The 16,559-nt window shown below is 32.1% G+C and carries 11 protein-coding genes; 1 reads left to right on the top strand and 10 read right to left on the bottom strand.

All coding sequences use genetic code 11. The features are described 5' to 3' along the window. Window positions 1-4: 4 nt before the first annotated feature. From JM658_RS03780 to JM658_RS03745, 8 genes are all read right to left on the bottom strand, one after another. Window positions 5-1,402, bottom strand: coding sequence for a TlpA family protein disulfide reductase (locus JM658_RS03780; RefSeq protein ID WP_236957896.1), 1,398 nt, complete (start codon window positions 1,400-1,402; stop codon window positions 5-7). A gap of 21 nt (window positions 1,403-1,423) precedes the next feature. Next, window positions 1,424-2,908: a retropepsin-like aspartic protease gene (locus tag JM658_RS03775; protein ID WP_236957895.1), complete on the bottom strand. Its 1,485-nt coding sequence runs from the start codon at window positions 2,906-2,908 to the stop codon at window positions 1,424-1,426. A gap of 141 nt (window positions 2,909-3,049) precedes the next feature. After that, complete coding sequence (locus tag JM658_RS03770; protein ID WP_236957894.1) at window positions 3,050-4,522, bottom strand: PKD-like family lipoprotein; 1,473 nt, start codon at window positions 4,520-4,522, stop codon at window positions 3,050-3,052. 23 nt (window positions 4,523-4,545) lie between these two features. Continuing rightward, a complete protein-coding gene (locus tag JM658_RS03765; protein ID WP_236957893.1) occupies window positions 4,546-5,310 on the bottom strand; it encodes a DUF4843 domain-containing protein in 765 nt (254 codons plus the stop codon). Window positions 5,311-5,326: 16 nt separating this feature from the next. Continuing rightward, window positions 5,327-6,754: a RagB/SusD family nutrient uptake outer membrane protein gene (locus tag JM658_RS03760; RefSeq protein WP_236957892.1), complete on the bottom strand. Its 1,428-nt coding sequence runs from the start codon at window positions 6,752-6,754 to the stop codon at window positions 5,327-5,329. Window positions 6,755-6,865: 111 nt separating this feature from the next. Beyond that, on the bottom strand, window positions 6,866-10,216 hold the full coding sequence (locus tag JM658_RS03755; protein ID WP_236957891.1) for a SusC/RagA family TonB-linked outer membrane protein: 3,351 nt from the start codon (window positions 10,214-10,216) through the stop codon (window positions 6,866-6,868). A gap of 92 nt (window positions 10,217-10,308) precedes the next feature. After that, window positions 10,309-11,526, bottom strand: a complete 1,218-nt coding sequence (locus tag JM658_RS03750; protein WP_236957890.1) for a FecR family protein — start codon at window positions 11,524-11,526, stop codon at window positions 10,309-10,311. 215 nt (window positions 11,527-11,741) lie between these two features. Next, the gene (locus JM658_RS03745) at window positions 11,742-12,260 is read right to left on the bottom strand and encodes an RNA polymerase sigma-70 factor (protein WP_236958062.1); all 519 of its coding nucleotides are present in this window, start codon (window positions 12,258-12,260) and stop codon (window positions 11,742-11,744) included. 349 nt (window positions 12,261-12,609) lie between these two features. Here JM658_RS03745 and JM658_RS03740 point away from each other — a divergent pair, with 349 nt between their 5' ends. After that, window positions 12,610-13,521 (top strand): S1 family peptidase, encoded by a 912-nt coding sequence (locus JM658_RS03740; protein WP_236957889.1) that lies wholly within the window; start codon window positions 12,610-12,612, stop codon window positions 13,519-13,521. A 76-nt stretch (window positions 13,522-13,597) separates the two neighbouring features. Here the strand turns inward: JM658_RS03740 and JM658_RS03735 are convergent, their stop codons facing one another. Together JM658_RS03735 and JM658_RS03730 are read right to left on the bottom strand one after the other, a co-directional pair. After that, on the bottom strand, window positions 13,598-14,044 hold the full coding sequence (locus JM658_RS03735; protein ID WP_236957888.1) for a protein-disulfide reductase DsbD domain-containing protein: 447 nt from the start codon (window positions 14,042-14,044) through the stop codon (window positions 13,598-13,600). A 198-nt stretch (window positions 14,045-14,242) separates the two neighbouring features. Then, on the bottom strand, window positions 14,243-16,471 hold the full coding sequence (locus tag JM658_RS03730; protein ID WP_236957887.1) for a TonB-dependent receptor: 2,229 nt from the start codon (window positions 16,469-16,471) through the stop codon (window positions 14,243-14,245). Window positions 16,472-16,559: the final 88 nt, after the last annotated feature.

The raw sequence follows: 16,559 nt of genomic DNA, 5'->3' as shown, positions 1-16,559 counted from the left end.
ACCATTATTTTTTTAGTAATGACTGAAATTGAGTGTCTAGTGCAGGATTAGAAGGGCGTAAAGCATTTGTTGATATTATCTTTCCTTCTTTATCAAAAAGTAAAAAACGTGGAATACTCTTAACACTATAGTTTTTTGCGATACCAGAATCAAAAGCATTGTCTGCTACTAATTGTACTCCTTTTAAATTTTTATCAGCAACAAAATCTTTCCACTTTTGAAGGTTTTTTGGCTTATCTAATGAAATACTAACAAACTCGATAGCTTCATCTTTATATTTCTCTTCAAGTTCTTTTAAAAATGGAATTTCCTTTTTACAAGGGCCACACCAAGTAGCCCATAAGTCTATATAGACATATTTCCCCTTAAACTCGCTAAAAGACACAGGATTTCCTTTTGGATCATTGTAGGTGAAATTATACCCAGCTTGCCCTTCATCTTTATGATGATTTTTTTCATATTCTACAATAAATTCTTTACTTGTTTCTGAAGTAAGGTATTGACGCAAAGGGGTTATAAAAGCATTGTATTCATACGCTTTATAGTATCCTTTTTTAATACTCTCTCTTATATAAACTTCTTTGATTCTATCATCAGAAATATGTGCTATACAACTAGAAATCCTTTTGATTCTGTCTTTGGTAATCTTATTCTTTATTGTATAATAAAAGAAATAATTTTCCATCCAAGCAACTCCATTTTCTAATTTTAAGATATTAGGATCTGAAAATTTAATCCCATCAACATATAATGTTTCATAAGCACTAAGCTCATTTCCTTCCTTAGGAAATTTTGTTCTTGGAATTCTAAAAAAATAATACAGTGCATTCTCATAATCAGCTTGAACAGCTAATTTCAGTAAATCATTAAAGTCATTATCTTTGGTATCTATAGAACTTTTAAATTCTGATACCATTTGAGTTCCTTCATTTCTTATAAAAGGATAAAATTGCTCATACGATATAGCTCCATTAAAAACTATGAATTTAGAAAACTTATTATAAATATTGTTTGCCTCTTGAACTAGTTTATTATGACCCAATTTCTTTCCTGATAACTTATAACTATAAGTATCAATGTCTATTGAGAAATCCAAACCAGGCTCTAAGTACAATCTTATTAATTGATCTTTATTTTTTAAAGTCATTTGACCATAATCAACATAATAAAACCCTGGTTCTACAACAGGTATTACAAAACCAAATTTACCACTCTCAGCTATTTTTGTAGTTGTGTAAGGAGTTAACTGTCCATCTACAACGTGATGTAATATTACCTCTTCATTCTTGACTTCCCCTTGAAAGTCTCCTTCTATAATAGTATATTCTGAAGCCTTATTTGCATAAGTCAATCCGTTAATAAAAATGCTCAACACAAGCATATAAAGTTTAAATACTCTCATCGAAATAGTTTAATTTTTATTTTAAAGTTTAATTCTTTTTGAAGAATGTTCTTCCGTAATTATTATAATATATTCTTTCTCTTTGGAATTTTTTAGCTCTTCTACTTTATCAGTATTTAGCAATTCTGCTGAAGAATAATCGTTGATTGTAGCTACGCTATCACCTAAAGAAACTCCTAACTGCTTAGCTTTTGTTCCTTGGATAAATTCTTTAACAATAAGCTCGTCTGTATTGGTAAATCCAAATTTAACACCCTTTAAAACGAAGTCGAATGGTTTATTAAAACTCTCATTAGGTTTCAAGTAAATCTGTTTGTCGAGAACATTTACAATAAAGTTAAACTTACTGATTACTGAGATTCCTATCGACCCATCATGGGAGCTCCAATCTTTATTATCTTCTTGAAATTCTTGTAAGGCAATTGGAACATTTTTTAAACTAGAATTATCTAAGTCAATAGAAGTAACATCTCCAATTTTAATTCCCGTTTGATGTCCAAAACTATAATTTGTAGCTTGATACGCTACTGGTAAACCATCCTCTAAATTATTCTTTTCTACTGACGGGCCAAATACAATAACATTGTAATCTGCTCCAGTATCAAAAACAAATTCCCCCTCAAATCTTTTATGATTATTAAAATTTAAGGTTGCATTTACTATTGGCAATTGCGTGGCATAACTTATAGGAAGAATACTGCCTCCAACCTCATAATCAAACATACCGAAAGTGAATAACTCAATTCTTTTAGTGTCGAAATTTACACTCGTAATATATTTGGATAAGAAATTACCCCCAAAAAGACCATCAAAACCGCCTCTCACCTTAGAAAAAACTACTAGATTTTGATTCTTTATAGCTATCCCTCCTACATGAATTGTATTCCCAGAAGAAAACTTAACATTCACCTTTGCTCCTACAACACCAGTAGAACGATTTTCTACATTTTTAATATTAGCTTTAGATGCCGCAGTTTCATTTAAGGCCATTCCGTCTGCTCCTGTATCAAAGAGCATTTTAAACTCCTCATCAGAATCATTTAGCTTAATTTTAAGAACGATAGAACCGTTTATCACTTCAAAAGGAATACTAGCAATCTTTTTAGATGGCACGTACCTATCGATTCTATAAAGCTTATCAAAAAGATCTACGTACTGTATTTTATTATCATTATTTACAACAACATTAGATATTGTAGCTTTCTGTCCCTTAAAAAAATACTTAACTTTTATAGTTTTAATCCCTCCTGCTTTCTCCTCATCTAGAAACTGAAGAGAATCTAACGGATAGTATTTATTTAAAATACTTTTTAACATCATATCTGTTGAAGGACGCTGATATACTCCGATAGTAAATTTATCTGATATTAATTTTTCCATCGAAGAAAAATCTTTATCAATAAAAGATTTCTCATAGTTTTTAATTAACTGCTTAGAAAGATTTAGATTTTGTGCAGATGACATTAAACTCATCAACAGTATTAAAAGTATTGATATTTTCTTCATAGAATTTTTATAATTAAAAGCACCTGGGAATTGTAAAATCAATTCCCAGAATTGCATTTAGCTAATCAAATAAATCCAAATGAGCGCTTATAAGCTATATTGAATTTCAAGTAAAATTTTGAGATAGTTCTAAAACAGTTCCTATTCTGTTTTATAAGCAACACTTACAACTTTTCCGAAACCACTGTAAGATTGTGATAGCTCTAAATCTCCATTAACAGCTGGAACCTTATATACTTCTATAGTTCCCTCTGTAGTTCCGCTATCATAACTTCCTACTATTAAATCTTTAGAATAAGGAGCATATCTTTCGAATTGCAACACTGTAATATTTCCAGCCCCTTTATCTATCATTAATTTAGATTTTTGAGAATTAAAATCATACTCATAAACTTTTCCTCCTACATTGTAAAAAATGTACCCAAAGTCTGGACTAATTGCAAATTGATCTGCTTGATCCATTTGTAAAGCAACCTCATCTGGAATTTCTCCGTAATATTGTTGTCTAATATTTCTTCGAGATCTTATTCTTGCTAAATAAAACTTAGCATCAGCTGGATCTTTTAAAATAGCAAATACTTCCCCTCCGTTATATGAGCTCTTCGCCATATAGATTAAATCTTTACCCGTATTATAGTCGAATAGATCTCCTGTAGGCATTTCAAAACTAACCGATCCACCTTCAGTAAATCTTACAAATCGTTTTTTATCAACGTCATATAACACGGTAACATCTCCATATCCTATAAATGGCGCTGCATTAAATTTAGCGTTATCAGCTTCTATAAAATTTATTGGAACCCCATATCTTATAGAACGAGTTCTATAATAGTAAAATACATCTCCGTCTTTATACATAAAGCTTTGTAATCCTTCTACTGGTTCTATAAAATCTGCTCCGTAATCTGTGGGCACATTAGTTAGCATTTCAAAAGATAATCTGTAGGTATTATCCCAATCAAAAGACTCAGGATGAATTTTCGTAGTACCATTACCAGTAGTATTAACATAAACACCATAAAACTGATAATCATAAGCATAGCAAGCTACATTTATAGGAGCACCTTCTAATCTTAGAGAAGATCCGGTGTAATCTAATACATCATAAATTGGGTTATACTCCTCATTAACTAAAGAAATCATATCTAAACGCGCTTTTCCTTGTACATCGTTTAGTACCATTAATCCCTTCTGAATACTGCTCTCCACGATTAAGGTGAAAGTTTTGTGCCACTGCACACCTGTGTTAGTGTCTGTAACATTATAGTTAATATCGTAATTACCTGGAGGTAACAATAAAGATTCCAAATCTAGGTTTCTCGTATTTACTATATCCGTTCGTTTATCTGTATTAAGTGTAGATAGGTCTTGATTAATTGCGAACCACTCGTAGGTATAGTTACTATCAGCTCCTTCACTATCCTGCGAAAAATCTAATTCTGGAATAATTTTTATAGGCTCTCCAAATAAGCTTACATAAGTGGAGTCCAGTCCTGTTATTTGTATTTCATTAATATCCTTATAATCATAATTACCTAAGTCTTTGGAACAAGAAAACAACAAGGCCAAAGCGATAAGTGAACATAAAGAACTATATTTTATATATCGAAACATGTTTATTTTTTTTATCATTAATACTATATAAGACGCCCCATTTCCATTTCAGTTCCATCATCTTCATATACGGTTTCTCCTGCTGCAGCCTTTTCATCTAAATAACGAGCCATAAATTGGCCGTAGAACTGCATATCTGAAATTGACACTGGATTATTAAATGTATCTGTTGGGATTCCCAACACATCACTCATTAAGAAGAGTTTCTTAGCTGTAAAGTCTCCTAAATATGGCTCAAACCAATATTGAGGTGTTTCAATAATATCACTGATACTTAATTGAAACTTTGTATAGTTTAAAATTTCACCTGTAGACTCATTTTCCATATATGCCATTTCCGTAGAGAAATCTTCATTCTCTACCAACTGTAAAATCATCTGGAAGCTTTCTTGCTTCATTTCAGGAGTTCTATACAATGTAACAGGAATAGAATCTGTTGGCACATTCGCTCTAAAAACTATACGCTCTGGATAATCAAAATGCACTCCTTTTACCGCAGTAGATTCTTCTGACACTTTTAAGCTCACTTTTCTATCAACATCAGAAAGCATTCCTTGAACAGATACTGGTAATTTTATAATTGTATCATTTTTTGTAGGAGGTATGAATGCAAATGAAACTCCAGTACTATCAGGATAAACTGTTGCATTGTTAAAAGAAGTTCCTTCTACGGGCCATGTAAAGTAAATACTGTCTTTCCCACTAAATGTATCTATCTCATCCTTTTCACAAGCAATGAAGGAACTCAAAATAAGACCCATTATTATATACGCTATATTTTTATTCATCTTATTATACTTTTTATTATTGGAATTTTGTTTCAGAATCCGGAATAGGAATTACATAATTTTCTTCTCCCATACTTATTGTTCTAGAAGATGATGTTGAGTTTCCATCTGGAATGGCATCTATGTTTTTTCTTTTATAGTAAAAGAATAGTTGTCCTTCTCCGTAAAACTCTTTCATATATTCCTTTTGAATTTCAGCTTCAATATCTACTCCTTCTTCTAGATCTGACAATCCTCGGTTATAGCGAACTGTATTTAAGTATTCTAAAGCCATTGTATTGTCTGTAGTTGCCTCTGCTGCTATATAATACATTTCTGTTTTTCTTATTAAAGGCTGCATAAACCTAAAAGACTGTTCTTTATCTGGCACATCTGCATATTTAAAGAAAGTACGGTAGCTTTTAGAACCATCTAAAGGCACCATCCAGCTAGGATTATATCGATAATCATTCTCATTAGATTCGTACACTTGTTCTAAACGCTTTGTATTTGGAGCTAAAATTTTACTATCAGTAAGGCTACTAGCAAATAGGTTTGTTTGTCTTCCGTATAGCGATAAGTTTTGAACGGCGAATATTATTTCTTTTGAAAACACCTTGTCTTTATTCTCCCCAGAAATTACATCTGTAGGCTGTGTCCAAGGGAGAATACTACTTGTAGCTTCTATAACTGACTTACTAGCTGCTAATGCTTCTTGATTATTTCCTGCATATAGATTTACTCTTCCCTGAAGTGCTTTCACTCCATAATAATTAAGACGTAAATTTCTCAAAGAATAGAAAGGATAGTTGATATCTTCAACAACACCGTTTTCTATAATTGGATCTTCTGCCAACAGACCTTCTGCGACCATTAAGTCGTTCAAGATATTCTGTATAACTTCACTAGCTGGTAGTGCTGGATTAGATTCTGCTTTTGCTTGATCGTAATAAGGAATACTTAAAGCCTCAGAATTAACACTATAAATTGGACCAAAAAGACGTAACAAATCAAAATGAAGCATTGCTCTTAAAGCTATAGCCTCTCCTTTTACGATACTTTCTTTATCTTCTGTTAAAGTAGAGTACTTTTCTAAGCCTTCAATTAAAGAGTTTAAGTTTAAAATTGCTTCGTATGCACTTGACCAAATTCCTTCAAAATTTGATTTTGCACTAGTTTCTTCGTATAAATAATGCCCCTCATTATACCAAGTATGGCTAGAATTAGACAGATTATATCGCTGCCCCAAAACTTCTACTGTACTTAATGTTAATTGACTTCCGTACAAATTGTTTTCAGCAAGATTTAAATAAACACCATTGAGGATATTATTAACACCATCTTCTGAACTATAAACTTGTGACTCTAAATATTTATCTTCTGGTTGAACATCTAAATAATCACTACAGGAAAAGGATAAGATTCCTAATAGAAATAAAATTGTGTTTGTAAAATATTTTTTCATTTGATCATTTTTAATTTGAAAGGCTCGCATATTATTGACGGTTTCCTTTTCTGAAAAATTAATTTAACGCTAACCCATTTAAGGGTTTTCATGACTTAAATTTCTAGAAATTTAGAATGCCACATTGAGACTGAATGAGACAGATCTAGCAAATGGATATTGAATCCCTCTTTCTACGTCTACAGAAGAAATTCTAAAAATATCGTTCATATAAAGGTTAAACCTAACACTTTGCAGTCCGAGATTAGTTACCCATGCTTGGTCTGTAGTTCTGTAACCTAAGCTGAAAGACTCCCCGATTAACTCATTAAGATCTTGTACAAATCTTGACGAGATCGGAGTAGATTCAGTTAAAGAAATCCCTTTGTACTTAGCTATATCTCCTGGCTCTAACCAACGGTCTTCTAAGGCTCTTATATCTTGATTATTTACAATTTCCGAGCGACTAATGTTCTCAACCTTCTCGTACATTGCATTATTAAATACATCACCACCAAATCTGTAACGGATATTCATTCCAAAAAGAAATCCTTTTAAGCTAAGATTACTACTTATTACTCCTTCTACTTTAGGACGTAAATTTCCAACCACAGCAGTGTCGTCATAATCATACTCAAAAGTAGTTTGCCCGTTTGCTTTTAAGAACACTTCTTTACCAGTTGCAGGGTCTATTCCTAGAGATGGCACAGCCCAAATATCATCTGGACTATAACCGTCTTTATATCTTAATAAAGACCGACTCTCTTGAGCACCTTCGTTTAAGCTTGCTAACTTATTATCAAACCCTCCATAAGTACTTTTGTATGCACTTGCAGTAACTCCCAATGTCCAAACAGTTTTTTTCTGCATATTATAAATTGGAGAATACTTTATAATTGCCTCTGTACCTTTAATATTTAAATATCCAGCGTTTAAAGGATATCCAGATAAACCAGTAGAAGAAGGCAAGTCTATAGTAACAATTAAAGGATCTGTATTCTTTAAATAAAATTCCATTGATCCGCTTAATCTATCATTAAAAAGTTTAAAGTCTACCCCAATGTTAGTCTGCAATGTATTTTGCCATTCCAAATCCTCATTTGCTAACTGCTCTAAATCAATTCCAGGGCCATAAATATTTACAGAATCTGTATACCCATAAATAGAAGTTGTTGCTACACTCCCAAAATTTTGATTTCCTGTTAAACCAACATTCCCTCTAAGTTTTAAAAGCCCTACAACTTTAGGATCAAAATTGAACTCATTATGTAAATTCCATCCTAAACCTACAGACCAGAAAGGTGAATATTTTTCATTAGAACCAAATGCTGTAGAACCATCCATTCTAAATGTAGCATCAAATAAATATGTGTTATCATATGTATAGTTAACCGACCCTAGAATATTATTTCTTCGGTATACATTACTTCTATAACTTGGTGCTGCATTAGGCTCATAACCGAAGGCAAAACTAGGACTCCCATTTGTACCTACAGGAAAACCAACCGCTGTTGTTATGTATCTATCTTTATTTGTTTCTTCGATATCTGCTCTAACATTGGCATTAATAGCATGTTTTTCTGCTAATATCTTAGAATAAACCAACATTATATTACCATAATAACTATAGTCTTCTACTTCTGAATTTGTATACTCTCCTCTTTGAAAAACATCTACATCATCAAATTGAGATTCTTCAGGAGAAATAAAAATTTCATTAGTTGAAGATCCTTTCTTTAACTGAAGTCCTGCAGTAATACGGAAAGAATTATCGAATCTATAAATAGCTTGCAAACTATTTCTAATATCAAATCCTACAGTATTATCCATATTATTAAGTGTAGAACTGTAAAGTGGATTTGTAACATTGTAGGAATCAACTCCAGAAACATCAACCCTGTCTAAATATTTCCCTATTTTACCAAATTCATTAGTTGGTCTATAATATGGGTTTGCCTGTGCAAATTTTTGAAATGAACCATAAGGAGATTCATTAGCATCAGAACCGTTTAAATAAAATCTATTAGAGATATTTAATTTTCCTTTTCTATAATTAATATCAACGTTAGCTCCCCATGTTTTTCTATCAGAACCTATCATTACTCCTTCAGTGTTTTGGTAGTTAACTCCTGCTCCAAAATATAAAGCATCACTACCTCCACTAGCATAAACACCATGCTTCTGAGAAAATCCAGTTTGCAAAGGCTTATCTAACCAGTACGTGTCTACTCCTCTTCTTACTTCTGCCAATTTTTCATTGTAAATAGCGTCCAAAGAAACTTGCTTAACAGGATCTTCACCTCTATCTGTCCATCTCCCAGAAAGTCTTTCAAATTCTAATTTCTGTTCAGCATTCATTAAGTTATAATCACTAAGGTCTGGAAATTCAAATCTAAAATCTCCAGTATAAGATACTTGAAGCTCCCCAACTTTAGGTTTTATAGTTTCTACCACAACAACACCATTAGCAGCCTTCGCACCATATAATGCCGTAGAAGTTGCATCTTTAAGAATTGTAATACTTTTAACTCTATTCATATCAAGATCTACAATGGTACGTAGATCTGTTTCAAAACCATCTAAGATAAAAATAGGCTGATTTGGATCTCCATCGAACTCATCTCTAATAGCACTTGTAGAAACACTAGTTTTCCCTCTAACTTCTATGTTTGGCAACACGTTTGGATTAGAACCAAATTGGTTGTTATCTAATACTATAAAAGAAGGATCAAGGGATTTTATACTCTGAATAATGTTTTGATTCCCTATATTTTTCAATTCTTCTCCAGAGATTGTATTTACAGCTCCCGTATAACTTTCTTTCTTACGCTCCACGATACCTGTTACAACAACTTCAGATAACTCTGAAACATCTGGAACCATCGTTATATTTATATTTTCATTCTCTTTACCACTTACTTCAACCTCTTTTGAAACAAAACCTATGTAAGTAAAAAGAAGAACATCCCCTGCTTTAGCGAGAATTCTATAATTACCTTTATCATCTGTAACACCTCCTTGGCGAGAGCCTTTTATAACGACCGTTACTCCAAATAATGGAACACCAAGATCATCTACAACTGTACCTGTTACTATAGATTGGGCAGCAACCTCTTTTTCGGAGGGTACAATGAGGATCAAGTTTTCACTCTCACGTTGTACTTCAAAGTCATTTCCAACAAGTGACTCTACAACCTCAACAAGCTCTGTGTTTTTAAAATTTCCTGTAACTACTTTGTCGACGTTCAACTCAGAGTCACTGTAGAAGAAATCTACATTTGTTTCTTTGCTTATCATCTTAAATGCTTCTCCAAGTGTAGTTTCTTCTATGCTAATAGATACTTTTTGAGAGAATGCAAATGATGAGGAGCTTAAAAAGAAGATAAAGAATATAATAAGGGATCTTTTCATAATCCAAATAAATTGGCTTTTAAGTTTCTTAAATTGAAACTCATCTGCATGCGCAGAATACTTTTTTTTCATATTTTTACGTATTAGTAGTTAATTAGACGTGGATAGTTAAATTGACAACTTTTCATATCTGGGGAGATGCGTCAACATTTTCCCAGATTTTTTTATTTTTTTGAGATTTCTACAGTATAGCTTTCATGGTTTTTATTTTTGGTGATTTTATATTTTATCTTTGAAGATTTACTAATCATCTTAAGCAGATACTCGAGATCATTTTCTTTAGAAACCGCCCCAGTAAATAAGGATTGTTTAAGCCCTTCATCTAAAAAAACAGGATTGAAGTTATACCATCTTCCTACCTTTTTAAACAAATCTTCTAATGTTTCTCTTTCAAAATAGAATTTACCTTTTATCCAAGCTGTGTACACATCTACATCTACATTCTCTACTTTTATATCTTGAGTCCCATCGTTGTTTAAAACTGCTCTTTCCCCTGGACTTAAAATCACTTCATTCTCAGGATCATTTGTATTGACTAGCTTTATTTTACCCTCTGCAAGTGTGGTAGAAAAAAAGGTGTCGTTATCATAATTACTAACATTAAAAGAAGTACCGAGCACACTTATTTCTGTTAAGTTTGTTTTTACTACAAAAGTTCTTCTAGGGTCTTTTACTATATCGAAATAAGCTTCTCCCTCTAACTCCACTATACGCTTATTTACAGAGAAACTTTCTGGAAATTTGATCGAAGAAGCAGAGTTAACCCATACTTTAGAACCATCAGGCAATTCTAATTTATAAATCCCTCCAACAGGCACATAAAGTGTATTATACTGTACCTCTCCAAGTTCTTTCTTATCGTCATTACTATACTTTAATATGTTATCTCTATTTTCGATTTGAGCTACTCCATCTTCAGATTTTATAATTCTATTTTCATCCTTTTCAAGGCTTACTGTACTACCATCACCTAGAACTAAAGTTGCTTTTTCAAAACCAGGTTTAATTGTTTCTACTACCTCAACCGAAGAATCTATTCCATTATTATTTAGTGTGAAAATTATATACCCTGAAGAAATAAGTAGAAGAAAAACTGCTGCATATTTATAAAAAGTAACTAATCTTTTCTTTCTAGTATTCTTTGCATCTATTACCTGAATTCTATTTTTCAATTTTAAAAAAGCACTCCTCTTGTCTACTAAAGCATATATTTTCCTCTTACTATTAATACCATCCCTACTCAGAATTTTAGTGTAGAGATCTAAATTATGCTTGTTTTCTAGCCAGTTGTCAAGCTCTAATCTTTCTTCTGGAGATAAAGAGTCTATAAGAGACTTGTAAATTAAATCGGCAATATGATATGGATCTGTATTGATATTCATTTTTTATTATCAGGGTGTTATTAAACCCTTAAACTTTTGTTATATTAGTAAGACTAATGCGAAATAGAAATGGGTGGAAGAAAACTTAATAAAATTTAAAATTTTAACATTTAAGGTGAATTTAATAGAGCAAAACAACTACAAACACACCTCAATAGTTGAAGTTTAAAAGCAAACTTTAATTTATCTGTAGAAAGAAAAAATTATATTTTCTTTTATAATGAAGCAAGAAATAAAAGCAATAATGGATGATTATCAAGATTTTTTTTAAGAAGCTCAATTGCTCTAGCACGCTGCGATTTAACTGTATTTACTGAGATCCCCATATCTTCTGCAATATCTTTATACTTTAACCCTTCTATACAGGATAGTTCAAATACTTTTCTACATTTTTCGGGAAGAATTTCTAAAGCTTCAATCAACACAGCATAAACTTCTTCTTCTATAATCTCAGAATCAATTTCTACTGGAGCATCATACATCTCATCTTCTAAATGAACTGTTTGCTGTTTTTTATTTAAGAAAGTATACGATTTGTTTCGAACAACAGAATACATATAAGCCTTTATATTTTTAATATGGTCGAGATCTTCTCTCCTCTCCCATAAGAAAAGCATTGCTTCCTCTACAATCTCCTCAGCAACATATTGATCTTTAACGTAATCAAAACAATAGGCAAATAACCTTGTGTAAAGTTCATTAAATAAACTCTCAAAGGCTTCTTCTGCATTTATACTACTTGTATCAACTACTCTAATCTTGTGATATATTTAACAATTGGGGCGTAAATATAATTTTTTCAACTGAATTAAACCTTTTTCTTTAAACTTTATAAAAGATTTTAACTTATTAAATCCATGTAATTATCTTAAAATAGTTATAGGAATTTTCATATGCTTACTTTTTTGGCTTCAATTATTAATTTCCGAATAATTCTCCAAAATAAATTATGATGTTTATAAAAAGTGCTTCTCTTCTATCATATGTTAAAGTTTTGATTTTTAAAAATTAACATATAGTTAACCACCCTATTATCTACGGCTATACTCATATATTATATAACACCATAAAACTACTATCATAATGAAGTCATTAAAAAACCTATCTACAATTAGTATTTACACCTACTTATTTACATTTCTATTCTGCTACACAACATATGCACAAAAGGAAAATACCTCTGTAGAATACCAAGACCCAACAAGTATTATTGAGGAAATGAAGACTGAAACTGGAAACCTTATAAAGTCCAACAAGATTATATTAAAAGGAGACCAAGCAGAGGAACAATTATTTCTAGCTTCTAACAAAATAATTTCTTTGGATTTACCAGAGCCCAAAAAAGATGTTTTAACTTCTGAAAAAATATTTAATGAAGGAAAGAAATCTACTTTAATAATAGGTTATGCATATCTATGCAATACTTGCGATAAAACACACATGGGAAATGCATCTGGATATACGATAAATGAAGACGGTATATTTGTTACTAATTATCATGTAGTAAAATCTTACACGAATATTAAGTTCGATAAAAAAGCGTTTGTCGCAAGAACCGCAGACGGAAAAATATACCAAGTAAAAAATGTTTTATCAGCAAGCAAAGACAATGATGTTGCCATATTAGAACTTGAAACTAATGGAGATAAGCTGACTCCAATGTCTTTAGGAGCTCCTGCTCCAATCGGTGCATCTGCTTTTGTTATTAGTCATCCTAGTCAGATATTTTACTACTTCACTAAAGGGATGGTTTCTAGAAACGACATGCGAAAAAATAATGATACAACACAATATGTCATGAGTATTACAGCAGATTATGCAAAAGGATCTAGCGGAGGGCCAGTTATTGATATCTACGGAAATGCTATTGGAACTGTTTCTAGCACACATTCTTATTATGCCAATCAGTCTAAACAAAAAAACCTACAAATGGTAACAAAAAACACCGTTCCAGTAATAGTAATTAAAGAGTTATTGCAAAGTAATGAAGGATAAACACTTTCAATATTCTACATAAAAAAAGGGGAAAACAAAATGTGTTTTCCCCTTTTTCGTTGGTTTAAAAGAAAAGCTATTTCAAATTAAATGTTAGGTCTACTTCTTTTGGAGGTAGACAACTTTTATCATTACAAACCATAAATTCCACAACACCATTAATAATACCGCCGTGTGGCTGATTAAGTTTTACTTTCTGTTTAAATACAGCTTTGTTTTCAAAATATTTTATATCCATTTCGAAAACATTATCATAAACTTCATGACCTTCTCCTTCAGAAGTTTTATCAACTACTTCCATTCCATAAATTTCTTCATAAGTAAAAGTAGTTGCAATCGGTCCATCCTCAGGAACATTTTGAGAATACAAATGCCACCCCTCTTCAATAGTTGCTGTTGCTATTAAAACAAACTCTTTCTCTGATGTTTTCTCTACAGAAGTAGCCCATTCTACAGGTTCATATATTTGAGCGCTAGCATTCAAAGCTATAGTTACTAAAAACAAAAAAAATATTTTTTTCATATAAATCTATTAAAGGTTAAATCGTTAAAAGAAGGATTTACACCATTATCATTTAATAATCAATAACACTAATGAATTAAATCCAACATCTATTAATAAGAGTTATAAAAAATAAAAATGGGTGGAATAGATAAGATAAATTAACATTCACCTTACCTATTCACTTCCATTATTCGTTGATTAAAAAAACATTACCTTCTAAAATCTAACTGTAACTTTCCCTCTCAAATAAAAAGGAGTACCAGGCGTAAAGTGAATTTCTTCCACCGGTTCAGGCTCATCGAACAAGCGACTTTCTGTTGCAAATTGGGTTTCATTCCATTCTGTATCAAAAAGGTTTTCAATAATGATACCATATGTCCAATTATTTCTAGTATAACTCACATTAAAATCGGTCACAAAATAACCTTCAGCAACAATAGAATCATCTTCATTTGCTGGTCGGTCATCTATATATCTATATGTCAGAGCTCCTGAGAAATTTCCTAAATTTTCAATTAAAATACCTCCAGCAGATGTAAAATCTGGAGCCAAAGGAATATAATTTTTCCCATCTGGATCATTTACACTTCTTCCATATGCATAATTTGCATCCGCATAGAGATATAGCCATGGCAACGCTTGATATCTAGCACCAACATCTATTCCCATACGTCTAGTTTCTCCGCTAGGCTCAACTATAGCAGCATCTCCAACATAAACAAACTCTTGCTCTAAATATAACCACCATAAAGCTGCATTAATAGCTAGCTTATTAATAGGTTTATAGATAGTCCCTAAATCTGCTCCATATGCTGCTGGTAAAATATCCTCCCCTTGGTTAGCAACTACAACTCTGGCATCGTTAGAATGGAAGCCCATTCCTGTTTTAAAGAATAATTGCCAATTGGAGTTTACAGAATATATAGTATTAAACTTAGGACTGAAAGCTACTTTATTTTCACTCTTATTATCATATGTCTCTGTAAGTTTATTTACATAATCAAATTTAAAGTAATCAATTCTCAAAGCTGGATTAAACGTCCATCTACCTAATCTAAACTCTGTATTTACAAACCCGTAAGTATTTACTTCATCTACATCTCCATAAGCAAATCGTTCAAGGATTTCCTTTCTATTTACGGTATGAGAAAGTTGAACATCATCTACATTGTCATACCTAAAACCAGCTCCTGCTTGATACTTAAAATGTATATTCTCTCCTAATGTAAGATTACTTCTTTCGAAGGCAGACTCTGCTCCTGCTATTATACGGCTTTCTTTTTGCTGAATTTGATCTCCATTTACTGGATCATCTAAATAAAATGTGAAGTTTGAAAACAGTTCAAAATCATACTGCGAGATATATGCCTTCGTCTTTACAGCACGGTCTTCATCTAACAATTTAATATGATTTACTAGAAGGTTTGTTCTACTGGTTTCTCCTCCTTCTGTATCGTCAATCGCTCCAAATCTATCTATTAATCCTTCATCTACAGCACGCTGTGGAATCTGACCAGAAGCATCCCATTTACTTTGAAAATGAGAAGCTGTTATCGTTAGATCTTCATCATCTGCAAGCTTATAATTATAGCGACCCATCACATTTATCCTATTAAAATTCTGTGGAGAATCAAACGGACCATCTGTCAAATAAAGCTCAGATGCCACATAGGCATTACTTTTTTCAGTATCTAATACTTTAAGCATCCCCATAAAGCGACTTGTATTAAACTGGCCTACTTCTACAGAAACGACACTTTTTTCCAACGATTTACGCAAATTTAAATCTACATATCCTGCAGTGGTAAAATCACCTTTATTGGCATAATAAGGGCCCTTACCAAAATTAATATCGTCTATAGTTTCTGGAATCACAAAGTGCAAATCTGAATATCCTTGCCCGTGTGCATGTGAAACCATATTTACTGGCATTCCATCCACATTAATAGAAACATCTGTACCGTGATCTATATCAAAACCTCTAAGGAAAATCTGTTCAGCCTTTCCTCCTCCTGCATGCTGACCAATAATTAATCCTGGAACCTTTCTTAAAATTTCTTGGGACGATTTTACTGGATTTGTTTGAATATCTACATCTACAAACTTGCTGAGTGCGTTCACCTCAGACACCAATACTACTTGATCTAAAGAGATGTTTGCTTCGGAAAGTACAATATTCTTTTTTCCAGATAAATCGGTCTTGGTTATAATTGCTAATTCCGTTTTATATCCTAATCTAGAAAAATAAACTGAATCCCCTACTTGAGTTTTTATCAAGCTATAAGACCCTGTTTCATTAGAATGAGAATGACTTCCAGTAGATTTATTAAATATTCCTACATCGGTAAGTGGCGACCCTTCAGAATTTACCACTTTTCCCGATAAAGATTGTGCATAAGTTATGCTGACAACAAGCATACAAAATGCTGTTATTATATATTTCATTATAATAATTTAAAAATTTAACCATAGGGATTCCTCCCTTTTAATTTAAAGGCATATCAATAGCTTCTTAAAAAAAGAAGTCTATAAA

Origin of the sequence: Joostella atrarenae, from assembly GCF_021764745.1 — a bacterium.
Lineage (GTDB): Bacteria > Bacteroidota > Bacteroidia > Flavobacteriales > Flavobacteriaceae > Galbibacter > Galbibacter atrarenae.
Note: the sequence above shows the minus strand (reverse complement) of the source record. Positions and strands in the feature narration are given on the sequence as shown.